Consider the following 23,558-nt stretch of genomic DNA (forward strand, 5'->3'; position numbering starts at 1 on the left):
AAACCTGGCCATGACGGTCGGCGGGTAAGCGCTTACGAAGACTTCTTCTTGCGGAGCGCGTCGACGAACTTGTTCAGTTCGATGATCGGGTCGTAGGCCTTGTTGTCGACCGCGACGAGCGGGCCCTGCTTGCCTTCATAGATCTTGTCGAAGGCGACCTTGTCCTTGGTGGCGAGGTTGAGGACGGCGTCGCGGATCGAGGCCTTGAGCGGCTCCGGCAGGTCGGAAAGATAGGCCATCGGCGAGTTCACGATCTGCTCGGACTTGTAGATGATCCGGAAATCGTCGGCCTTGACCATGTTCTTGCGGGCCATGCGCTGCAGGTTGGATTCCTGCTCGTCGTTCCACCAGTTGGCGGCGATGTCGACGGTGCCCTGGCCGAGCGCGATGACCGCGTTCTCGTGGCTGCCGGTATAGACGACCTTGCCGAAGAAGGTCTCGGGCTCGATCTTCATGCCGTCGAGCACGAAGCGCGGCACATTGTTGCCAGAGGTGGAATTGGGATCGACGAGGCCGAGATTCTTGCCCTTCAGGTCCTCGACCTTCTGATAGGGCGAGTCCTTCTTCACGTAGAAGACGGAGTGGTAGCCCTTGGTGCCGTCGAGATTGGTCTCGATCGCGAAGGCATCGACCTTGGCGCCGGTCATGCGGGCGCGGGCGAAGGAGGCGGGGCCGTACATGCCGATATGGATGTTGCCGGCGCGCTGGCCTTCGATGATCGCGGCATAGTCGTTGGCGATGCGCAGCGTCACCTTGGTGCCGAGTTCCTTCGCGAGGTAGTTGACGAAGGGGGTGTAGCGCTCGACGACGCCAGACGCGTTCTCGGACGGGATGATGGCGAAGATCAGCTCCGGATACTTGGCTTTCCAGTCCTGCGCGAAGGCGGGAGCGGCGAGCGTCGCGGCCAGGCCGGCGGCGGCGAGCGTGAGGGTATGACGACGGGTCAGCATGGTTTGCTCCTGTTGAAGGCTGTTGGCGGTCTTTTCAGGTGTGAGCGGTCCTGGCCGGGCTTGAACCCGGCTCAGGCCGCGGTCTGCTTGGCGCGCTTGGCTTCGGCGATGGCGATGGCATCGAGCGCGTCGAGCGCCTCGGCGCCGGCATCCTTGGCCTCGATGCCGTAAAGTTCGGCCGCGATCTCGCGGGTCAGCGCCTGCGGCACGTCGTCGAACACGACCTTGCCTGCGGCCATGCCGATCAGTCGGTCGCAATATTTCGCCGCGATATCGAGATCATGCAGATTGCAGATCACGGTGATGCCGTCCTCGCGATTAATGCGGAAGAGCGCATCCATCACGACCTGGGTGTTGCGCGGATCGAGCGAAGCGATCGGCTCGTCGGCGAGAATGACCTTCGGCTCCTGGACCAGGGCGCGGGCGATCGCGACGCGCTGCTGCTGGCCGCCCGAGAGGGTCTCGGCGCGCTGGGCCAGAAGATGGCCCATGTCGAGACGCTCGAGTGCGGCGATGGCGCGGATCTTGTCGTCCGGCGAGAAGCTCTTCACCAGCGTCAGGAAGGCGGAGCGGTGATTGAGCCGGCCGAGCAGGACATTGGTCAGCACGTCGAGGCGTCCGACGAGATTGAACTGCTGGAAGATCATCGCGGTGTCGCGACGCCAGGCGCGCAGTTCGGCGCCCTTCAATGCGGTGACATCGCGCTCGTCGCTGATCAGGCGGCCGGAACTCGGCTCCGCCAAGCGGTTGATCATGCGCAGCAGGGTCGACTTGCCGGCGCCGGAGCGGCCGATGACGCCGACCATTTCGCCCTTCGGGATCGACAGCGAGACATTGTCCACGGCGGCTTTGCCGCTGAAGCGCTTGGTCAGGCCTTCGATACGCAGCATGAACGGTCTTCCCATCGAGGAGCGAGCATGGCGACATCCGGACATGGGCGAGGCGCAGTCCGGAGCTCATGCTCTCTTGCAGTGCGCAAACCGGTATCGGCGACAGATGACAGGGCCGTGACAGCAGGATCGGGGGCTATGGGGCGGGGCGTCACGGAGGCTGTTGACTCGTCTGAGGCGGCGGAGTCATAAAGAACAAAATAGGAACATTTGGAGTGCCAAGACGTGAGCGATCATGCCGTCGCCGCGCTGCGGCGAAGCATTGCCGGTTTGGAAAGCGTCTCCGTCTCGCTGGGCGGGGAGGCGAGCTTCAGCCTTGGCCACGCGGCGGCCGATGCGGCGCTGGGGCCGCTGCGCCGCCATGCCCTGCACGAGATCGTGGCTGCGGCGCATCAGGCTCCGGCGGCGACGGGCTTCGTCGCCGGGCTGATCGCGCGGCTGGAGCGGCGGCCGGTCGTCTGGCTGCGGCAGGATTCCGCCGGCGCGGAAGGGGGCGAACTCTATGCGCCGGGGCTTGCAGCGTTCGGGCTCGATCCCGACCGGGTGCTTGCGGTGCGGGGGCGCGATCCGCTTGCCGTGCTGAAGGCGGCGGGCGACGCCTTTCCGCGCGGCAATGACCCGCGCTCGGGTATCGGCGCGGTGGTGATCGAGCTCGAAGGTGCGCCGGCCTGCCTCGATCTCACGGCCAGCCGGCGTCTCGTCCTGGCGGCGCGGGATGCCGGCGCGACGGCTTTTCTCCTGCGGCTGGGAAGCAGTCCTGCTCCAAGCGCGGCGACGATCCGCTGGTCGGTTTCGGCGGCGCCTTCGGAGGGGCGGATGAGAGCGCATGGGCCGGGCCGGCCGAGTTTTGCGGTCACGGTGCTGCGCAACCGGCATGGGGCGACAGGGCAGTGGGTGATGGAGTGGGACAGTCATGCGTATAGCTTCCGCGAGCCGCTTCCTGTCGCTCTGGTTCCCGCGCCTGCCCATCGACCGGATCAGACGCAGCCAGGGCGCATCCGTTCGGGCAATATCGCAGAGGCCTGGCCCGCAGCCCGGCGGGCCAGCGGATGATCCTGGTCCTCTTGTTGTGGTGGGCAAGGCGAAGGGCGCCTTCCGGCTGACGAGCCTCGATGCCGAAGCCGAACGTCTCGGCCTTCATGCGACCATGGCGCTGGCCGATGCGCGGGCGATGATCCCGCGGCTGGTCGTGGTCGAGGAGGACAGGGCGGCCGATGCGGCCCTGCTCTACGCCGTTGCCGACTGGTGCGACCGCTATACACCGCTGGTCGCGCTCGATGGCGAGGATGGATTGCTGCTCGATATCTCGGGCTGCACCCATCTCTTTGGCGGCGAGGCCGCGCTTGGCCGCGACTGCCTGCTTCGGCTGAAACGACAGGGCTTTACGCTGCGCGCCGCCATTGCCGGGACGGCGCGCGCCGCCTGGGGTGTCGCGCGCTATGGGCGCGGCGGCATCGTGCCGCCGGACGGGGAGAGCGAGGCCCTGTGGCCCTTGCCGACCGCGGCGCTTGGACTGGAGGCGGCACGGCAGCACGGGCTCGCGCGCATGGGCCTCACCCATATCGCCGATCTGGAGACGCGGCCGCGCGCGCCGCTGGCCGCCCGTTTCGGCCGCGACCTGCTCGACAGGCTCGACCAGGCGCTTGGCCGCCTGCCGCAGGCGCTGTCCCCGCGACGACCGCTGCCGGACTGTATGGCGGAGCGGCGTTTTGCCGAGCCGCTGGCGCATGAGGCCGGTATCCGGGCCGCCCTGGCCGGCCTGGAGGAAAGTCTCGCCGGCATGCTGGAAGCGCGGGGCGAAGGCGCAAGACTGTTCGAGGCGAGCTTTTTCCGCAGTGACGGGGCCGTGCGCCGTCTCGGCATCGAGACCGGGATGCCGTTGCGCGATCCGGCTGCGCTCGACCGGCTCTTCGCCCTGAAGCTGGATGCCTTGGCGGACCCGCTCGATCCCGGCTTCGGCTTCGACCTGATCCGGCTCTCGGCCGGTGCGACCGAGCCTTTCGCCGTCGATCAGGGAACGCTCGCCGCCGGGGGGAAGGAGGAGCCCGACGAAGCCGCCGCCGAGCGGGCATTGACGGAGGTCGCCGATGCGATCGCGGCCCGGATCGGCCCGGATCGCGTGCGGCGTTTCCTGGCGCAGGACAGCCATGATCCCGAGCGTGCGGCGCTGGCGGTGCCCGCCCTGCGGCATGGCGAGCTTGTACGGCTCGGCCTTTCCCCAGACTGGCCGGCACCGAGCGCTGCCCCGGAACGGCCCCTGCGGCTGCTGTCGCGGCCTGAGCCGATCGAGGTCCTGGCCGAAATTCCGGACGGACCGCCGACGCGTTTCCGCTGGCGGCGCGTGCTGCATGAGGTCGCCAAGGCGGAGGGGCCGGAGCGGATCGCCGCCGAATGGTGGGCGACGACGGGCAGGATCGCGCCGACCCGCGACTATTTTCGCGTCGAAGAGCCGGGCGGGAGGCGCTTCTGGCTTTATCGCGACGGACTCTATGGCCGCGAGGCCGCGCATCCACCCTGGTTCATGCACGGGCTTTTCGCGTGAGCGGGCTCAATGACAATCGCCTGGTCGAGGCTGCCCCGGGAGGACCAGCCGCGCGCTATGCCGAACTCGCGGTTACCTCCAACTTCTCCTTCCTGCGCGGAGCCTCGAGTCCGGAGGAACTGGTTGGCCGGGCGGCCGAACTCGACCTTGCCGGAATCGGGCTCGCCGACCGCAATTCTCTGGCCGGCGTGGTGCGGGCCCATGCGGCGATGCGCGAGGGGGGTATCGCCACAACGAAGCTGACATTCGCGGTCGGGGTCCGCCTCGTCCTGTCCGATGGCACGCCCGACCTGCTCGCCTATCCCCAGGATCGCGACGCCTATGGCAGGCTCTGCCGCCTGCTGACCCACGGCAAGATGAAGGTCGAGAAGAAGGGCGAATGCATCCTCACGCTCTCCGACCTGCGCGAATTCGCGGAAGGCATGCTGCTGATCCTGATGCCGGACCGGCGGCCGGACAGCGAGATCGCGGCGGCACTCGCGAGCGTTTTCGAATTTGCGCGCGGTCGACTCTGGCTGGGTATCGACATGCCGCATCGCGGCGACGACCGGCGCCGCGCCGATGCATTGGTGCAGCTCGCGACCAGGGCGGGCGTGCCCTGCCTTGCCGTCAACGACGTGCTCTATCATGCGCCCGAGCGGCGGCCCTTGCAGGATGTCGTCAGCTGCATCCGCGAGCATGTCCCGATCGAGCGAGCCGGGCGCATGCTGGAGGCCCATGCCGAGCGCCATCTCAAATCGCCGCGCGAGATGGCCCACCTGTTCCGGCACGCGCCGGAGATGGTGGCGGAGACGGTGCGCTTCCTCGAACGCTGCCGGTTCTCGCTCGACCAGTTGCAATATGAGTATCCGGACGAGCCGGTGCCGCCGGGCAGCACCCCGCAGGAACATCTGGAGCATCTCGCCTGGGAAGGAGCGAACAGGCGCTATCCCGAGGGCATCCCGAGCAAGGTACGCGACCTGCTGCACAAGGAATTCGCACTGATCGCGAAGCTCGATTACGCGCGCTACTTCCTGACGGTCCACGACATCGTGCGCTTCGCCCGTGCACAGGAGCCGCCGATCCTGTGCCAAGGCCGGGGCTCGGCGGCGAATTCGGCGGTCTGCTACTGCCTCTGGGTCACCGCGGTCGACCCGATGGAGGGCAATTCGCTCCTGGCCCGCTTTCTCTCCGAACAGCGCAAGGAGCCGCCCGATATCGATGTCGACTTCGAGCATGAGCGGCGCGAGGAGGTGATGCAGTATATCTATGAGCGCTATGGCCGGCTGCGCGCCGGCATCTGCGCGACGGTGATCTGCTATCGGCCGCGTAGCGCCATTCGCGAGGTCGGCAAGGTGCTCGGCCTGAGCGAGGATGTCACGGCCGCGCTCGCCAACACGGTCTGGGGCAGCTGGGGCGACGGCCTGCCGGAAAACCATGTCCGGCAGGCGGGGCTCGACCCCGCCAATCAGATGATCGCGCGCGCGGCCGCGCTAGCGACCGAGTTGATCGGCTTTCCCCGCCATCTCTCGCAGCATGTCGGCGGCTTCGTGCTGACGCGCGGGCGGCTCGACGAATGCGTGCCGATCGGCTGGGGCGGCATGAAGGACCGCAGCTTCATCGAGTGGGACAAGGACGATATCGACGCGCTCCGGATGATGAAGGTCGATGTGCTCGCGCTCGGCATGCTGACCTGCATCCGCAAGGCGCTCGACCTGATCGCCCTGCACGGGGGAGAACGCCGGGAGCTGGCGACGATCCCATCCAAAGATGGCGAGGTCTACGACATGCTCTGCCGGGCCGATGCGATCGGCGTCTTCCAGGTCGAGAGCCGGGCGCAGATGAACATGCTGCCGCGGCTGAGGCCGAAGGAATTCTACGATCTCGTCATCGAGGTCGCGATCGTCCGGCCGGGCCCGATCCAGGGCAATATGGTCCACCCCTATCTGCGGCGACGGAACGGAGCCGAGGAGGTGCATTACCCTTCGCCTGCGCCGGAACATGGGTTTCCCGACGAGCTGGAGTTGGTTCTGAAAAAGACGCTCGGCGTGCCGCTGTTCCAGGAGCAGGCGATGCGCATCGCCATCGAGGCGGCGAAGTTCAGCGAGGATGAGGCCAATGGTTTGCGGCGTGCCATGGCGACCTTCCGCCATGTCGGCACGATCCAGAATTTCGAGACGATGATGGTCGAGCGCATGGTCGCGCGCGGCTATGACCGCGCCTTCGCGTCCGCTTGTTTCAACCAGATCAAGGGCTTTGGCGAATACGGCTTTCCGGAGAGCCACGCGGCCTCCTTCGCCCTGCTGGTCTACGCTTCGGCCTGGCTCAAGTGTCATCATGCCGCTGCCTTCACCGCGGCGCTTCTGAACTCGCAGCCCATGGGTTTCTATGCTCCGGCGCAGATCATCCGCGCTGCGCAGGACAACAAGGTCGAGATCCGGCCAGCCGACATCAATCTGAGCGATCATGACAACACGCTGGAGCGCCGCGAGGACGGCGCCCTCGCGATGCGGCTCGGCTTGCGCCAGATCGACGGGATCTCGAAGGCTTTTGGCGAGGCGCTCGTGACGGCGCGCGGGCAGGGTTATGACAGCGTCGAGGCCTTGGCGCGGCGCGCGAGGTTGCCCACGCGTGCCCTCGTCGCGCTGGCCGATGCCGATGCTTTCGGCTCACTCGGGCTCAGCCGGCGCGAGGCGCTCTGGGAGGTGCGAAGGCTCCCGGATGACAGGCCGCTGCCGCTTTTTGCGGCGAGCGAGAGCGCCGAACTCGCCCAGGAGCCCGAGACCCTGCTGCCGCGCATGCGGGACTCCGAACAGGTCATCGCGGATTACCAGCATCTTCGCCTGTCGCTGAAGGGGCATCCGATGCAGTTCCTGCGCCCGCTTTTCGCACGTGAGCGGGCCCTGAGCTGCGATCAGGTCCTGACAGCATCCGACGGCACGCGCTGCCGGCTGGCGGGCATCATCACGGTGCGCCAGCGGCCGGGCAGCGCCAAGGGTGTGATGTTCATGACGCTGGAGGACGAGACCGGCATCGCCAATGCGGTGCTCTGGCCAAAGACCTTCGAGCGTTATCGCCGGCAGGCGATGGGCGCGCGGCTCGTCCTGCTCGCCGGCCGGCTGCAACGCAGTCCGGAAGGCATCGTCCATCTCGTGGTCGACAGGATCGAGGATCGCTCGGAGGAACTGGCGCGGCTCGCCGACGGGCTGCTGCACCGCACCCTGGCGCGGGCCGACGAGGTGCAGCACCCGCAATCCGACAGCCGCCTGCCGCCGCGCCAACATACGCACCCGCGCAATGTCAGGGTGCTGCCGCGCTCTCGCGACTTCCACTAAAGGCTTAATTCGGCCACAGGCCCCCGAAATCTGCCGCCAGCAGCCCGTTCCGGACTTGTTTCGTGTCTTGGTTCCGGTCTTGCATGCGAAAAAGCCGGTTGGTTCATTAAACCGTCGCGGCCGTCATGAAACCACACTTACGGATTTGTAATTTGAACTGCATCGTCCAGTCCCATAGGGCTTGCGACGATACCGGAGCACCCTGACCTATGAAGCGGCTTGTCCTTGTCCTCCTGATCGCCGGCGTCGCTGGCGGCGGCTATTACGGCTACCGCAGCTTCAAGGCTGGCGCGCAGCCTGCGCAAGCGCGCGCGGTGGCGAACCCGCAGGCTGCCGGCGTGCCCGTCGAGGTCAGCCGGGTGGAGGCCGTAACGGTCAATGAAGAGGTCCAGGCGCTGGGCACGCTGACCGCGAATGAAACAGTGGTCATCGCTCCCGAGATCGCCGGCCGGGTCGTGGCACTGGGATTCAAGGAAGGTGAGCGCGTCACCAAGGGCCAGGAACTGGTCAAGCTCGACCGGGCGATCCTCGACGCCGAAGTGAAACTGGCCGAGGCGGATCTGCGGCTGGCGCGCGATACCTATGAGCGCAACCGGGCGCTGGTCGACCGTGGCTCGGGCACGCAGGTCGCGCTCGAACAGGCGACGGCGCAACTGGCCTCCAGCGAGGCCCGCCTGCAGCTCGCGACCTCGCGCCGCGCTCTGACCGCCATAAGTGCGCCCTTCACCGGGGTTGTCGGCCTGCGTTCGGTCAGCGTCGGAGACTATGTCTCGGTCGGCAAGGAGCTGATCACGCTCACCGCAACCGATCCGATGAAGGTCGATTTCCGGGTTCCCGAGATTTACCTGACACGGGTCAAGGTCGGGCAGACCATCCAGCTCAAGGTCGATGCGCTGCCCGACACCGGCTTCACCGGCACGATCTTCGCGATCGATCCGATCGTCGATGTGAACGGCCGTGCGATCCGGCTGCGCGCCACCATCCCGAACGGCGACGGCGTCCTGAAGCCCGGCCTGTTCGCGCGGATCAACATCATCGTCGACCAGCGCGAGAACGCGCTCGTCGTGCCGGAGACGGCCGTAGTCCCCGATGGCACCGGCAAGATGATCTTCGTGGTCGAGAACGGCAAGGCGAAGCGCATGCCGGTCGAACTCGGCAAGCGCCTTCCGGGCAAGGTCGAGATCGTGAAGGGGCTGACCCCGACCATGCAGATCGTCACGGCCGGCCAGATGCGCCTGCGTGACGGCTCGGCCGTTGCCGTCAAGAATGCTCCGGCTCCGGTGCAGACGAGCGACGCACGATGAGCCTGTTTGCGCTCTTCGTCCGCCGGCCGGTTCTCTCGACCGTCCTCAGCCTGCTCGTCATCCTCATCGGCATCGTCTCCTATGGCCGGCTGACGGTGCGCGAATACCCGAACATCGACGAGCCGATCGTCTCGGTGAACACGACCTATCGCGGCGCCAGCGCCGAGATCATCGAATCCCAGGTCACGCAGATCCTGGAGAACTCGATCGCGGGCATCGAGGGCATCGAGATCATCACCTCGAACAGCCGTCAGGAGCGCAGCAGCATCTCTGTGCGCTTCCGTCCGGACGTGGATCCGGATGTCGCGGCCTCCGACGTGCGCGACCGCGTCAGCCGCGTGCGTGGGCGCATGCCGGACGAGATCGACGAGCCGATCATCGCCAAGGTCGAGGCCGACGCCCAGCCGGTGATGTATCTGTCGCTGACCAGCACGCGGCACAGCCCGCTGGAGCTGACCGACTTCGCCGACCGCTTCATTGCCGACCGGGTGCAGAACATCACCGGCGTCGCCGAAGTGCGCATTCTCGGCCAACGGCAATATGCGATGCGCATCTGGCTCGATCGGGCCCGCATGGCCGCCTACAATATCACCGTACAGGAGATCGAGGCGGCGCTGCGGGCGCAGAATGTCGAGATCCCGTCCGGCCGCATCGAGAGCAACGACCGTGAGTTCACGGTGCTGTCGCAGACCGGCCTGACCACGCCCGAGCAATTCCAGCAGATCGTGATCAAGGATGTCAGCGCATTTCCGGTGAAGCTGAGCGATGTCGCGAAGGTCGAGCTCGGCGCGCGCGAGGAGCGTAACGCCGCCTGGTTCGCCGGCCGCCCTTCGGTGACGATCGGCATCGTCAAGCAGGCGACGGCCAATCCGCTCGATGTCTCCTCCGGTGTTCGTGCGGCGCTGCCGGAGATCACCGATGATCTGCCCGACGGCATGGCGATCGCGACCTCCTACGACACCTCGATCTTCATCGATCGCTCGATCCAGGCGGTGTACACCACGATCGGCGAGGCGGTCGTCCTCGTCGTGCTGATCATCTTCGTCTTCCTGCGCTCGCTGCGCGCGACGCTGATCCCGCTGGTCACGATTCCGGTCTCGCTGATCGGCTCCTTCGCGCTGATGTATGCGCTCGGCTTCACCGTCAACACGCTGACGCTGCTCTCGATGGTGCTCGCCATCGGCCTCGTCGTCGACGATGCCATCGTCGTGCTGGAGAACGTGCACCGCCATGTCGAGAACGGCATGGAACCAAGCAAGGCGGCGATCCGCGGCATCAACGAGATCGCCTTTGCGGTCGTCGCGATGACGCTGACGCTGGTAGCGGTCTATGCACCGATGGCGTTCTCGACCGGGCGTACCGGAAAGCTCTTCATCGAGTTCGCCCTGACACTGGCAGGTGCGGTGCTCGTCTCCGGCTTCGTCGCGCTGACGCTGACGCCGATGATGTGCGCCAAACTCCTGAAGCCGCACGAGTCGCATGGCTGGCTCTACAACGTGCTGGAGCGCGGTTTCGATGCGCTTTCCCGCGGTTATCGCCGTTCGCTGCGTGGGGCGCTTTCGATGCGCCCGGTCATCGTGCTGCTGGCGCTCAGTGTTGCTGGCGGCAGCTATTACTTCTTCACAAACCTGCGCTCGGAGCTGGCTCCGGTGGAAGACCGTGGCACGATCAACGCCATCGGCGTCTCGCCTGAGGGCGCAACGCTGAGCTTCACGGCGAGCTATGCGCGGCAGGTCGAGGAGTATTTCAAGAATCTTCCCGAAGTCGAGAGCTATCTCGTCATCACCGGCTTCCCCGACGTGACGCGCGCCATCGCATTCGCGCGGCTGAAGCCGTGGGAAGAGCGCCACCGCAAACAGCAGGATCTCGTTGCCGAGATCAATCGCGGGCTGTCGCAGATTCCGGGCATCCGCCTCTTCGCGGTCAATCCGCCCTCGCTTGGCGGCGGCGGAGCCAACAGCAAGCCGATCGAGTTCGTGCTGCGCTCCTCGGATTCCTATGCCGAGATCAAGAACTATGTCGATGCGGTCATCGCGGAGGCGTCCTCCTCGCCGGTGCTGACCAACCTCGAATCCAACCTCATCCTGGACAAGCCGCAGATCAAGGTTTCGATCGATCGGCAGCGCGCCAGCGATCTTGGCGTCGGCGTCGACATCATCGGCCGGACGATGGAGACCTTGCTCGGTGGGCGGCAGGTGACGCGCTTCAACATGAACGGCGAGCAGTATGACGTGATGCTGCAGGTCGCCGGGGAGGATCGCAACACGCCTCAGGCGCTGCAGTCGATCTATCTGCGTGGTCGCAACGGCACGGTGGTACAGCTCTCCAGCCTTGTCAGCATCGAGGAGAACGTCGCGCCCAAGGAGCTGATCCGCTTCAACCAGCTGCGCTCCGCGACGATCACGGCGGTGCCGGCGCCGGGCTATTCGCTCGGCGATGGACTGGCCGTCCTGGAGCAGGCGGCCGCCAAGGTGCTGCCGAAATCGGTGCAGATCGACTATTCCGGCCAGAGCCGCGAGTTCAAGCAGGCTGGCTCCTCGATCGCGATCGTGTTCCTCCTGGCGCTCGGCTTCATCTATCTGGTGCTGGCGGCGCAGTTCGAGAGCTTCATCGACCCGGTGGTGATCATGGTCTCGGTGCCGCTCTCGATCACGGGCGCGCTGGCGGCTTTGTATTTCAGCGGTGGCACGCTCAACGTCTACAGCCAGATCGGCCTGATCACGCTCGTCGGCCTCATCACCAAGCACGGCATCCTGATCCTCGAGTTCACCAACCAGTTGCGCGAGGAGGGCAAGGACCTCGTCGATGCGCTGGTCGAGGCCGCGGAACTGCGCCTGCGGCCGATCCTGATGACGACGGGCGCGATGGTGCTTGGTGCGGTGCCGCTGGCGCTCGCCCATGGCGCCGGTGCCGAAAGCCGCTCTCAGATCGGCTGGGTCATCGTCGGCGGCATGACCTTCGGCACCCTGCTGACGCTCTATGTGGTGCCGGTCGCCTATAGCTATCTGGCGCGGGCGCATCGGCCCGTGCATGGCGAGGACGCGGCGCATGGCCAGACACAGGTCCAGCCCGCGGAATGAACTGTGCGGAAAGGCGATCCAGGCCGCATCGCCGGCGCCTGGATCGCTGAGTCCGCGCTGATGCCTTGCGCTACTGCAGCCTGACCGAGACGCTCTCGCTCGCGCCTGCGCCGTCGATCACCGAAATCCGGACAAAGCCCTTGCCGCCGGGCTGCCAGGCGGTTTCACGGCGGCGGGTCGGTGCGGTCACTGGCGCCCCGTCGACCAGCCAGGTATAGGGCGGGGCGCCCCCGGCGACCTTGAGGTTGAGCAGCGCGTGCCCGTCGACGGCCGACGCCGCGAGATCGATGCGCGCGCCTTCCGGCGGGAAGGCCAGCGTGAGGCCAGGGCGGGCCAGTGCGGTCAGCGTCTTGGGCACGTCCTGCCGGAGATGGCGCAGCGGTGGCGGCAGGTTCGATGTCGAGGATATGATGGCGTTCGGCGGCTGCAGGAATGGCCGCGGATCATGGCCGAGACGTGCGAAGGCATCGAACAGGATCGGTGCCGCGACGACGCGCCCGACGAGCCCCGGCACGGCTCCGTTATCGGCGCGGCCGACCCAGACGCCGATCGTGTGCTTGCGGTCGAAGCCGACGGCCCAGGCATCGCGATAGCCATAGGATGTGCCGGTCTTGTAGGCGATACGCCCTGGTGCGGCATTGAGCGGCGGCGGAGCGCCTAGGAGCGTGTCGGCGACATACCAGGCTGCGACGGGATCGACGAGGCGAGGCGCCTCTCCGGCCGGCTGATCGCCGGCCTTGACCTTGAGCGGCAGCATCTCGCCGCCGCGGGCGAGGCCGACATAGAGCCGCGTCAGGTCGGACAGGGTGATGCCGAGACCACCAAGGCCCACCGCGAGCCCTGGCGCACCGCCCTCTTTCGGCATGGCGATCGCGACGCCGGAATCGCGCAGCCGCGACAGGAAACGTTGCGGGCCGAGTGACGAAAGCAATTCCACGGTCGGGACGTTCAGCGAAAGCTGCAAGGCCTTGCGCGCGCTGACCATGCCCTGGAAGCCGAGATCGAAATTCTCCGGCACATAGAGCCCGTAACGCGCCGGCCGATCCTCCAGCATGGTCTCGGGATGGGCGAGGCCGTTATCGAAGGCGAGCGCATAGATGAAGGGCTTGAGGGCCGAACCCGGCGAGCGCAGGGCACGGGTGAGATCGAGCGAGCCGGCGCGCTCGGCTGCAAAATAATCGACGCCGCCGACCGAGGCACGGATCTCACCGGTCTCGTTGTCGACGGCGAGAACGGCAATCGAGACCTGCGGGGCGAGGCCGAGGCTGCGTTCGCGGGCAAGCTGTTCGAGATTGGCCTGCAGCCTTGCATCGATGGTCAGGTGGTGGCGGCGAACGGTCGGTGCCTCGGCCACGACCTGCTCGGCGACATGCGGCGCCAGATTGGGAAAGGCCCTTCGTGCGGTCGGAACCGGCTCATCACGCGCGGCCGCGACTTCGGACTGCGTCACGAGGCCTGCTGCCTCGATGCGGGCGAGCACCCTGTCGCGCGCCTTGCGGGCGGTCTCGGCGAAGCGGTCGGGACGACGTTGCTCCGGTGCTTGTGGCAGCGCGACGAGCAGGGCGGCTTCGGCCGTGGAAAGACGTTTCGGCTCGCGGCCGAAATAGGCGAAGCTTGCTGCTCGCAGGCCTTCGAGATTGCCGCCGAAGGGCGCGAGCGCCAGGTAGAGATCGAGAATCTGATCCTTGCTGAAGCGGCGTTCCAGCTCAATCGCACGCACGGCCTGGCGCAGCTTGGCGGCAAGCGAGCGCTCCTCGCGCGGTTCGAGCAGCCGCGCGACCTGCATGGTCAGCGTCGAGCCGCCGGAGACGATGCGGCCATTGATCAGCATCTGCCCGGCGGCACGTAGCATCGCGACCGGGTCGATCCCGGAATGGCTGTCGAAGCGCCTGTCCTCGAAGGCCTTCAGCATCGCGAGATAGCGCGGGTCGACATCCTCGACGCCGACCGGGAGCTTCCAGCGACCGTCAGCGGTGAGGAAGGGGCGCAGCAGCTTGCCCTCGCGATCGAGCGCCACGGTCGAGCGGTCATGCGCAGCCGAGACATCGAGTGGGGGGAGGGTCGAGGCGTAGAAGGCAACGGAGCCGGCAGCCAAACCCATGAGCGCAAGCCCGAGCGCTGATGCCAGCGCAACGGGTTTCAGCCAGCGACGTCGACCCCTTCCACCCTGCGAAGGGGAGGGAGGAGGGGTGCCGCTTTGCTCGCCCTGCGTGATCACGAGCCTTCGTGCCCTTACCTGGCCGAGGCGATGTCGACCGTGCCGAAGGCGGTGCGGCCGAAGCGGTCGGGACGGTACATGTCCTCAATGGCGGCTGCGGGCGCGACATAGCGGCCGGGCGAGACGGCGCGCGCGATATAGGCGACCGTGAAGGAGAGCGGCTGGTTGGACGAGCCAGGCCGTTCGAAGGCTGCGACATAGCGATCGTCGCGCGCTTCCGTGTGGACCGGCGTGACGTCCTGCTTCAGCCAGCTCAACCCCTGCGTCGATGCCCCCTCCGTGAGATTGGCATTCTCGATCTCGAGCCCGGCCGGCAGTGGATCGACCAGCAGCAGTCGCCCGTAGCGAACCGAGGGCTCGGTCACCCCCAGCACGACGACGTAGCGCTCGTTCTGGCGCAGACGCGCCGGATCAGCCTTCTCGCCCTTCATGGTGTAATAGGTCCGCTCCAGGGCAAAGCCCTGGTTCAGGGCGGGTTCGGCGGCGGTCGGAATGCCGGCAACGGTGATCACGGCCTGCGCGGAGGCGGCGCCGGGATTGGCGATGACGAGCGGCTTTGCTTCCAGCGCCTCATCCGAAAGCGTGCGGTAGAAGGCGCCCTTGCGCTCGGTGCCGTCGACGGTCAGCGCCATGCCCTCGGCCTCCTTGGCCATGGCCTGAGCCGCCAGCACCATCCACATGTTCTCCTGGGTCGAGGTGTAGCGGGCGGAGCCGCGGGCGCTCTCGACGATTGCGGAAGCGCGGGCGATGTCGGCACGCTCGCCATTGGTTTCTGCGATCAGGGTCAGGACCGCCGTGCCGTCGCGCAGGCGCGAGCCGTAGTCGGGCCGTGACAGGCCGTCGTCACGCGCCTCCTGGAGGCCAGCAAGCGCGCTGGTGAAGGCGGCGCGACCGCGACCGCGATCGCCGAGCAGCGAGAGTGCCGCTCCAATCTGCGCGCGTGCCAGCGGCGAGGCGAACTCGGCCAGCTTGTTGTCGGCGAGATAGCGCAGGTCGCCCATCACGGGCCGGCCGTTGCGCGCGAGCACATAGAGCGCATAGGCGATGCCGGCGGCTTCTTCCTTGTTGATCTCGCTGGTGTTGACGACCTGATTGCGCAGCCGGTCGAGCGCGAGATTGAAGGCGATCTGCGGAACGTTGAACTGGCGCTCGCGGGCGCGGGTCAGGAAGTCCGTAACGAAGGCATCGAGCCAGAGGTCTTCGCCGCCGACACCCCAGAGCCCGAAGGAGCCGTTGCCGCCCTGGCGGGTGAGCACGCGCTCGATTGCGCCGTTGACGCGCTCGTCGGCGTTGGCATCGAGCGCGAGCTGCTCGAGACTGGCCAGCCGGTTGACATGCAGCAGCGGCAAGGCGCGGCTGACGGTCTGCTCGGTGCAGCCATAAGGGTAGCGGTCAAGCGCCTTCAGGATCGCCGGCACGTCGAGCGCGGCCAGCGGCGAGACGGAGACAGAGACCTGGCCGGAGCGCGGTACGAGATCGGCCAGGAGGTCCGACGACACGGTGATAGAGCCGCCATTGCCCGGGATCGGCCGGACGATGCGGCGGGCGATCGTGTTGGCCGAGGGCTGCACGCGCACCGCGAGGTTCTGCACGGTACCGACGCCGTTCGGGCCGCTGATCCGGACATCGAACTCGGCGCGGCCGAGACCCGCCGCCGTGACCGGGATCGTCATCTGGCTCTTGGCGCCGGCCGCGAGCGTCAGCGTGCGCCGTGTTGCATCGGCGGCAACGAGGACGGGCCCCTTCACGTCGAGATCGACGAGATAGGGGCCCGCGGGTCCCTCGACATTGTCGATCTGGAGATGGAAGCGCGACTGGTCGCCGATCGCGAGGAAGCGCGGCAGCGTCGCCTGGGCGACGATCTGGTCGCGCACGATGACGTCGGTGCTGGTTTGGCCGGTGCGGCCTTGCGACCAGGCGACAGCCATGACGCGGACCGAACCGTTGAAGGCGGGCAGTTCGAAATCGATCTTCGCAGTGCCGTCCTGGCCGAGCTTGACCACCCCGGAATAGCGCGCGAGCGGCTCCTGCGTAGGCGCCTCGCCCTGCAATGCAGGGGCTGCGTCACCGCCGGAGCGGATGGTGCCGCGCACGCCCTGCATGCCGTCGATCAGATAGCCGTAAAGATCACGGAGTTCATGGCCGATCTGGCGCTGGCCGAAGAAGTACTTGCTGGCGTCCGGGCTTTCGAAGCGGGTGAGATTGAGGATGCCGACATCGACCGCCGCAACCGTGACGAAAGCCTCCTCGCCGGCGCGTGCCCCGCTGACCTTGACCGGCAGGGACAGCGTCGAGAGCGGGCGCACCAGATTGGGCGCTCCGAGGTCGACCTGGAGCGTGCGCTGTTCCTTGCCGATCGAGAACCAGGACAGGCCGATGGCGCGCCCGGGCAGGCGCTGGGCGGCGGTATCCATCGGGCGGTGGGCCAACGCGACGAGATAGGCGCTCGCACCCCATTCCGCCTTGACCGGGATCGAGGCCGTGCTGCCGCCGGGAGCGATGTCGATCGTCTGGATCTCGTTCAGCTTGTCGCCGACGACGGCGAGCGTTGCCTTGCCCGCGAAGCGCGGCGAGAGCCTGACCTGCATGGTCTCGCCAATCGCATAGGACGGCTTGTCGAGCGCGACCTCCAGCACATCGGGCGTGTCGGCGGTCTTGTCGCTCTCATAGCCGACGGTGAAGGAGACGCTGGTCTCGGTCGCGTCGGAGCCATCGGAGGCGACGTCGAGCCGGTAATTGCCCCATTGAACCGGGGCAGCGATGCGGGCCGCGGCCGTCTCGCTGACGGCGACCTCGCCATCGGCGACGCGGCGCGTCGTCTTCACTCCCTCATAGTTCCAGCGACCATCCTGGAAGAACCACTGATAGTTGCGATTGACCTTGGACAGCGTCCATTTCACGCCCGGCTTGGCAAGGCGGCGGCCGTCGCCATTGGCCATGATGACGTCGAAACTCGCCGTTTGGCCATTGCCGAGCTCGCCATCTTTGAACAGGGGCTTCACGCCGATGGCGGCGCCCTTCGGCACGATCGGCAAGGTGACGGAGCGGGCGATGGCGCGGCCGCCCGGCTCACCGACGCGCAAGGTGATCTCGACCTCGAGCGGGCGGTTGGTCTCGGGCTGCTGCACGCCGGCCGAGATCGTGGCCTTGCCTGCGGCGTCGGTGGTGGCGCTCTCCTCGAGGTCGCTCTGGATCGACTCGAAGGCCTCGTCGGTGAGGCCGACCTGAAACTCGGCGAAGCCCGGGATGGCGGATTTCGCGGCGGCGCGGATCGTGGTCGAGCCGTTGACGTCGAGCTCGGAGCCCGGCGCGCCGTAGAGATAGTGTGCATTGACATCGATCTCGGCCGGTTCGCCGGCCTGGAGCACGGGTGATTTCGGCGCGAGCGTCAGCTCGAGGCGCTCGGGCACGTAATCCTCGACGAGGAAGGAAACCTCGCCGATGGCTGCGCCCTTCGGGTCGGCATAGGCCTGGACGCGCCAGGTGCCTGTCTGCGCGCCGGAGATCAGCGGGATGGAATGAGCCCGCCCGCCGGCACCCTGATCCTCGACCTGACGGCGGCGGTACTCGACACCGTCCGGTCGCTTCACCACCAGAGTCAGCGGCAGGCCGGTGACGGCAGCGCCGGCGGAATCCCGCAGCAGGCTGGTGAGATAGACGGTCTCGCCGGAGCGATAAACGCCGCGCTCGGTATAGAGATAGGCGTCGAGGCCGGCCGGGGCGACGCGGCCCTTCACGCCACGATCGGAGAGATCGAAGGCAGTCTGCTTCAGGTCAAGGAAGCCATAATCCTCGTCGAGCAGGGCGGTGACGAGGCCCGGCGCATTGCCGCCCTGGCCCTTGGCAAGGCCGGCATCGAAGCGGGCATAGCCCTTCGCATCCGTGCGGGCGGTGGCGAGCACCTCGTTGTTGCGGGCGATGAGGCGCAGCACCGCATTCGGGATCGGCGCTGCGTTGGCGAGCGAGCGCGCCAGCACATGCACGCCATCGGGACCGGAGAAGGAGGTCAGGCCGAGATCGGAGACGACAAACCATTGTGTCGCGCGGGTCGAGCCGTCGTCATAGTCGCCGTCGCCCGAGGGCTGCGCGGCCTGTCCGCCCGTCGGCTTGGCAAACATCACGTAGACCCCGGGCTTGAGCTGCCCGACCGCTTCCAGCACCGGGAAGGCGGTGATCACATCCTTGTTGAGCTCGGACTTGACGTCCATCGCGCCGGCCCAGACGCGCTGGCCCTTGTCGGACGCGATCTGGCCCGCGTTGTAGCTGCCGAGCTGGCTGAGGAAATCGTCGGAATGGACGGAGTTGATCAGGTTGCGGTCGCCGATGCGCATGACTTCGAGGTCGAGCTTGTCGGCATTCACGGAGACGACCGGGATGCCCTGCTGACCGGTGCGCGGCAGCACATAGTTCTTGCCGGTGAAGCGCACTGACGGTGTGCGATCGCGGACATAGACCTCATAATCGGCGGATTTCAGCAGCTTCTCGTCGGGGAGTGCGGAAGGCACACCCTGGCGAATGACGAACGCGTAGCGTTCGCCGTGGCGCAGGCCGTCGACGCAGATCTGGCGCTCCTCGGCGCTGACGGCGAAATCGCCCTTGCCGCCGGAAATCGCGACATAGGGCGCGAAATCGATGCGCCCGCGGGCGAGCGGCTCGGAGAATTCGAAGCAGGCGCGCGGGCTCGCCGCATCGGCATCGACCTTGTTGGAGAGCAAGCGGAAGCCGCGCTTCTCGCGCAGGCCTTCATAGGCGGTGCGCAGTTGCGCATTGTCCTGGAGATCGAGGCTGAGACGATAGGCGGTCAGGGCCGGGCGCCAGAGTTCGTTGCGCTCGAAGGTGCGGGCGAGCACCGCGAGCGAGGCTGCTTCGTCCGGGCGGGAGGTTGCGCGCTGATAGGCGAGGTAGGCTGCACTGATCGCGCGTTCGCGCAGTTCCCAGCGCTCACGATAGTCACGCGGCTCGATCGCATTGGCGGCGCGTGCCATCAGGCGCCAGCCGGCGGAATTCTGGGGATCGGCGACGACGGCGGCATTGGCCTGGGGCAGGGCGGCACGGGCATCGCCTCGGGAGAGCGCAGCTTCGCCGTCACGCAGCGCGACCGCCGCGGGGCGTGTGCTGGCCGAGACGTCGCGCTTCAGGCGTTCCTCGAGCCTTTGCCCATCAGCCTGGAGATCGTTGCGGATATAGGCCTTCTGGGCGAGTGCCGGGGTGGCGGCGAGGGCAAGACCGAGAATCAGCGCGAGCCGGGAGAGCAAGGTCATGATCAGTCCCTTCGGCCGGTCCGGCCTGTCGTCATCGATAGTGCTGCGCAGTCGCAAGGGCGGCACGGTATCACCAAAGGCTAGCATCCGTGCTCGCCGGTGCAACGTGAAAGCTGATGACGGAGTGTCTGCAGCATAGGCGGAGCCAGCCGCGCATCCGCTGCCTGAGGCTCTGAACCGGCACGCATGGCGGGCCTCCTTGAAAGCACGCGTCCTGCGCCTCAATTGGTGCGGATGCGTTCCGCCGGGCTCATCTCGGCACAATCTCCCTCGACCGTAGCCAGCCTGAACGGACATGTGCATGACACAGCCTCTCGAACTGGGCCTGGACACGTTTGGCGATGTCACCTCCGGGGCGGACGGCCAGCCGTTGCCGCACGCAGAGGTCATCCGCAACCTGATCGACGAGGCCGTGCTGGCCGATCAGGTCGGGGTCGATTTCTTCGGTGTCGGCGAGCATCATCGCGCGGATTTCGCCATTTCCTCGCCGGAGGTCGTGCTTGCGGCGATAGCCGGGCGCACAGAGCGGATCCGCCTCGGCTCAGCCGTTACGGTGCTGAGCTCCGACGATCCGATCCGGGTGTTCCAGCGTTTCTCGACGCTCAACGCGGCGTCGGGCGGACGGGCAGAGGTCATTCTCGGCCGTGGCTCCTTCACCGAGTCCTTCCCGCTCTTCGGTTATGAGCTGCGCGATTACGAAACCCTGTTCGAGGAGAAGCTCGAAATCTTCGCGGCACTGATCAGCCAGGATGCGGTGACGTGGTCGGGCACGACGCGGCCGCCGCTCAAGAACCAGCGCGTCTTTCCCTCGTTGGAAACCGGGGTGCTGAAGACCTGGATCGGGGTTGGCGGGAGTCCCGAATCCGTCGTTCGTGCCGCCCGCTACGGCCTGCCGCTGATGCTCGCGATCATTGGCGGCGATCCGGCGCGCTTCCGGCCCTATGTCGATCTCTATCACCGCGCCTTTGCGCAACTGGGGAAACCGGTGCCGCCGGTCGGGGTGCATTCGCCGGGCTATGTGGCGGAAACGGACGAGCGGGCGCGCGAGGAGTTCTTCACGGACTACAAGCGGATGCGCGACCGGATCGGCGGTGAGCGCGGCTGGCCGCCTATGAATCGCGCCGAGTTCGATCAGGAGATCGATTTCGGCTCGCTTTATGTCGGGTCGCCGGAGACGGTCGCGCGCAAGATCGCCGCGACGGTCAAGGCGCTCGATGCGGCGCGCTTCCAGATGAAATACAGCGCCGGGCCTCTTAGCCATGACAGGCTCATGGGCTGCATCGAGCTCTATGGACGCAGGGTCGTGCCTCTGGTCCACGAAATGCTTGCCTGACGAGACCAGTTGCGGATGCGCCGGCAATGACGCTTCAATGCTGCCGATTGCAGGGGAGCGCGTGATGGCGACGGGGTTGAGGTCTTCGCTTGGGACAAGGGGGCTGCTCGTCGCTGCCGGGCTGCTGTTCTTGCCGGCGCTCGCGCAAGCCCAGCCGCAACCTGCGGCGAATCCGCAACTTGCCGCGGCGCAGGCTGCCTTCGACGCCTTGCCCGAGCTCGAACGCAAGGCGATCCAGAACGACCTGATCTGGGCGGGACATTTCAACGGCGCGGTCAGCGGCTCCTACGGGCCGCTGACCTTTCGTGGCATCAACGCGCTGAAGGCCGGCTCGCGCGGCATGCCGGACGGCATCCTGACGCCCGTCGAGCGCCGGGCATTGGCGCAGGCGGCGGGGGCGGCGCGCGAGGCGGCGGGCTTCCGCGTCATCACCGACGAACGCACCGGTATCCGCATCGGCATTCCGACCAAGCTGCTGCCGCGCCGCGAGGCGACCGCGACCGGCGGCGGCCGCTGGCAGAGCGAGGATGGCAGGGTGACGCTCGACACGAGCACGGCACCGGCAGGGGATACTGTCGAGGCGCTGTTCGAGAAGGCCACGAGCGCGGCCGTTCCAGGGCGGAAAATCACATACAAGCTGCTCCGGCCGGATTTCTTCGTAGTCACTGGCGAGACGCCGTCGGGGCGGTTCTACCGGCGCCTGTCGTCGGGGCCGGGCGGCCTGCGCGGCTTCTCGATCGGCTACGACAAGGCTCTCGCGCCGAGCATCGACAAGCTCGTCATCGCTATTGCCAGCAGCTTCGAACCCTTTCCGACCGGGCCTGCGCCTGCGACGGCGGGTCCTGCGGTCGCGAGCGTGCCGACACCAGGCGCGGCGCCTCCGGTCGTGGTCGCGGCGAGGCCGACGGAGCGCTTCGGTGTCGGCCTCGCTGTCTCGGACAAGCTCGTCCTGACGGCGACGGCGGCGATCGACCCCTGCAAATCGCTCAAGGTTTCCGGTCGGCCGGCGCGGCTGCGCATCAAGGACGATGCGAGCGGCCTTGCCTTGCTGGATGTCGACGGCACTGCGGCCGGAGCTCCCCTAGGCCTTCGGAGTGGGGCGCTGGTGGCGCAGGAGAGCGTCGTGCTGATGGCTTTCGGCGATTCCGGCGGGCAGCGCACGGCGATGGCCCTGCCGGGACAATCCGTGCGCCTCGGCGCCGGCGAGGCGGTGTTCGCGCCGCTGCAACCCGGCCAGGCGGGCAGCCCGGTCTTCGATCGCCAGGGTCGTCTTGCCGGGTTGGTGACGTCCAACCCCTCGGACAGGGTGCTGATTGCAGGGGTCGCGCCGCAGCGCGCCTACGCGATTGCCGCCGGGGCTGCCATGCAGGCGCTGCTGGGCAAGGCAGGCGTAACGCTTCAAGCCGCGACGTCGGGGCCGGAGATCAGCACCGGGGCGGTGGTCGAGAAGGTCGGAAAGGCTGCATTGCCCGTCGCATGCGGACTGTGAACCCGTCTTCAAAGAGCAGTTGTTTCCGTTACGACAATCGGCTCAGATAGCGTCGGACTGACAAGGGAGCCCCGCATCCGCGGAGAAGCATCCCGGACCTAAATCGATTAAGCGGAGGGAACACGGGAATGACGGACGGCATCAACAGACGTAAGCTTTTGAAGGGTGCGGCAGCGGCAGGCGCGGCAAGTCTGATCGTCAAGCCGGCAATCGCGCAGGCACAATGGCCGAGCCGCCCCCTGACGATGATCTGCCCCTGGGGCGCAGGTGGCGGCACGGACGCGACGGCGCGCATCGTCGCTTCGCTCCTGGAGAAGGATCTCGGCCAGCCCTGCAACGTCGTCAACCGCACCGGCGGCTCGGGCGTCGTCGGCCATTCGGCGATCGCGACGGCGGCTCCCGACGGCTACAATATCGGCATGCTGACGGTCGAGATCTCGATGATGCATCATCAGGGTCTCACCGATCTCACGCCGGCAAGCTATACCGCGCTGGCGCTGATGAACGAGGATCCGCCAGGCGTGCAGGTCAGCGCCTCGAGCCCGCACAAGGACATCAAGGCTCTTGCCGAAGCCATCAAGGCTGCGCCTCCCGGCAAGCTCAAGGCCTCGGGAACAGGCCAGGGCGGTATCTGGCACCTCGCGCTGGTCGGCTGGCTGGTGGCGATGGGGCTGAAGCCCGATCATGTCGCCTGGGTGCCGTCGAATGGCGCAGCACCCGGCATGCAGGACCTCGCAGCCGGCGGCATCGACATCGTCACCTGCTCGGTGCCCGAAGCCCGGGCCATGATCGATGCCGGCAAGGCGAAGTCGCTCGCCATCATGGCGACCGAGCGCAATCCGCAGTTCAAAGACGTTCCGACGCTGAACGAGACACTCGGCGTCAACTACTCGGTCGGCGCCTGGCGTGGCATCGGCGCGCCCAAGGGGCTGCCGGCCGATATCCAGGGCAAGCTCGCCGCCGCGCTGAAAAAGGCCTTCGACTCCAAGGAATACAAGGACTTCATGAACGCCCGGGGCTTCGGCATGAAGTTCGCCGACCCGGCAGGCTTTGCTTCATTCATGGCCGAAGGTGACAAGGCCATGGCGTCCGCGATGAAGGCGGCGGGCCTGGCCAAGGCCTGAGGCGGCAAACGGTTGGCGGAAGGGTGAGGCAGCTTCATCCTTCCGCCGCTTCT

General features: G+C 67.0%; 12 protein-coding genes. 8 read left to right on the forward strand and 4 right to left on the reverse strand.

Annotated elements, in window-relative coordinates:
• Positions 1–32 precede the first annotated feature (32 nt).
• The gene (gene phnD / locus AC1DGP_RS18015; protein WP_441487997.1) at positions 33–950 is read right to left on the reverse strand and encodes a phosphonate ABC transporter substrate-binding protein; all 918 of its coding nucleotides are present in this window, start codon (positions 948–950) and stop codon (positions 33–35) included.
• Between the two features lie 71 nt (positions 951–1,021).
• On the reverse strand, positions 1,022–1,840 hold the full coding sequence (phnC, locus tag AC1DGP_RS18020) for a phosphonate ABC transporter ATP-binding protein (protein WP_441487998.1): 819 nt from the start codon (positions 1,838–1,840) through the stop codon (positions 1,022–1,024).
• A gap of 225 nt (positions 1,841–2,065) precedes the next feature.
• On the opposite strand from phnC, the gene AC1DGP_RS18025 reads away from it, so the two are divergent.
• The 5 genes from AC1DGP_RS18025 to AC1DGP_RS18045 all read left to right on the forward strand — a co-directional run bounded on the left by AC1DGP_RS18025 (position 2,066) and on the right by AC1DGP_RS18045 (position 12,080).
• Positions 2,066–2,893: an ImuA family protein gene (locus tag AC1DGP_RS18025; protein ID WP_441504403.1), complete on the forward strand. Its 828-nt coding sequence runs from the start codon at positions 2,066–2,068 to the stop codon at positions 2,891–2,893.
• Between the two features lie 19 nt (positions 2,894–2,912).
• Positions 2,913–4,382 carry a Y-family DNA polymerase gene (locus AC1DGP_RS18030; RefSeq protein WP_441504404.1) on the forward strand — a complete coding sequence of 490 codons (1,470 nt, stop codon included), beginning with the start codon at positions 2,913–2,915 and terminating at the stop codon, positions 4,380–4,382.
• Complete coding sequence (locus AC1DGP_RS18035) at positions 4,379–7,696, forward strand: error-prone DNA polymerase (protein WP_441504405.1); 3,318 nt, start codon at positions 4,379–4,381, stop codon at positions 7,694–7,696. Before AC1DGP_RS18030 ends, AC1DGP_RS18035 begins: the two co-directional genes overlap by 4 nt.
• 209 nt (positions 7,697–7,905) lie before the next feature.
• Positions 7,906–9,000 (forward strand): efflux RND transporter periplasmic adaptor subunit, encoded by a 1,095-nt coding sequence (locus AC1DGP_RS18040; protein WP_441488001.1) that lies wholly within the window; start codon positions 7,906–7,908, stop codon positions 8,998–9,000.
• Positions 8,997–12,080: an efflux RND transporter permease subunit gene (locus AC1DGP_RS18045; protein ID WP_476775575.1), complete on the forward strand. Its 3,084-nt coding sequence runs from the start codon at positions 8,997–8,999 to the stop codon at positions 12,078–12,080. The genes AC1DGP_RS18040 and AC1DGP_RS18045 overlap by 4 nt, the downstream gene beginning before the upstream one ends.
• A gap of 70 nt (positions 12,081–12,150) precedes the next feature.
• On the opposite strand, the gene pbpC is transcribed toward AC1DGP_RS18045, so the two are convergent.
• Complete coding sequence (pbpC, locus tag AC1DGP_RS18050; RefSeq protein ID WP_441504407.1) at positions 12,151–14,181, reverse strand: penicillin-binding protein 1C; 2,031 nt, start codon at positions 14,179–14,181, stop codon at positions 12,151–12,153.
• 131 nt (positions 14,182–14,312) lie between these two features.
• On the reverse strand, positions 14,313–19,559 hold the full coding sequence (locus AC1DGP_RS18055) for an alpha-2-macroglobulin (RefSeq protein ID WP_441504511.1): 5,247 nt from the start codon (positions 19,557–19,559) through the stop codon (positions 14,313–14,315).
• A gap of 301 nt (positions 19,560–19,860) precedes the next feature.
• Here AC1DGP_RS18055 and AC1DGP_RS18060 point away from each other — a divergent pair, with 301 nt between their 5' ends.
• The 3 genes from AC1DGP_RS18060 to AC1DGP_RS18070 all read left to right on the forward strand — a co-directional run bounded on the left by AC1DGP_RS18060 (position 19,861) and on the right by AC1DGP_RS18070 (position 23,505).
• Complete coding sequence (locus AC1DGP_RS18060) at positions 19,861–20,892, forward strand: LLM class flavin-dependent oxidoreductase (protein WP_441504408.1); 1,032 nt, start codon at positions 19,861–19,863, stop codon at positions 20,890–20,892.
• A 37-nt stretch (positions 20,893–20,929) separates the two neighbouring features.
• Positions 20,930–22,381 (forward strand): trypsin-like peptidase domain-containing protein, encoded by a 1,452-nt coding sequence (locus AC1DGP_RS18065; RefSeq protein WP_476832372.1) that lies wholly within the window; start codon positions 20,930–20,932, stop codon positions 22,379–22,381.
• 128 nt (positions 22,382–22,509) lie between these two features.
• A complete protein-coding gene (locus AC1DGP_RS18070; protein WP_441504410.1) occupies positions 22,510–23,505 on the forward strand; it encodes a tripartite tricarboxylate transporter substrate binding protein in 996 nt (331 codons plus the stop codon).
• The last annotated feature ends 53 nt before the right edge of the window (positions 23,506–23,558 follow it).

This window comes from Allobosea sp. 05T433 (assembly GCF_056396065.1).

What these genes read in the sequence shown, in the direction of transcription:
- phnD (WP_441487997.1), bottom strand. Translation starts at nt 950, where the DNA reads ATGCTGACCCGTCGTCATACCCTCACGCTCGCCGCCGCCGGCCTGGCC.
- phnC (WP_441487998.1), bottom strand. Translation starts at nt 1,840, where the DNA reads ATGCTGCGTATCGAAGGCCTGACCAAGCGCTTCAGCGGCAAAGCCGCC.
- AC1DGP_RS18040 (WP_441488001.1), top strand. Translation starts at nt 7,906, where the DNA reads ATGAAGCGGCTTGTCCTTGTCCTCCTGATCGCCGGCGTCGCTGGCGGC.
- AC1DGP_RS18045 (WP_476775575.1), top strand. Translation starts at nt 8,997, where the DNA reads ATGAGCCTGTTTGCGCTCTTCGTCCGCCGGCCGGTTCTCTCGACCGTC.
- pbpC (WP_441504407.1), bottom strand. Translation starts at nt 14,181, where the DNA reads ATGGGTTTGGCTGCCGGCTCCGTTGCCTTCTACGCCTCGACCCTCCCC.
- AC1DGP_RS18055 (WP_441504511.1), bottom strand. Translation starts at nt 19,559, where the DNA reads ATGACCTTGCTCTCCCGGCTCGCGCTGATTCTCGGTCTTGCCCTCGCC.
- AC1DGP_RS18060 (WP_441504408.1), top strand. Translation starts at nt 19,861, where the DNA reads ATGACACAGCCTCTCGAACTGGGCCTGGACACGTTTGGCGATGTCACC.
- AC1DGP_RS18065 (WP_476832372.1), top strand. Translation starts at nt 20,930, where the DNA reads ATGCTGCCGATTGCAGGGGAGCGCGTGATGGCGACGGGGTTGAGGTCT.
- AC1DGP_RS18070 (WP_441504410.1), top strand. Translation starts at nt 22,510, where the DNA reads ATGACGGACGGCATCAACAGACGTAAGCTTTTGAAGGGTGCGGCAGCG.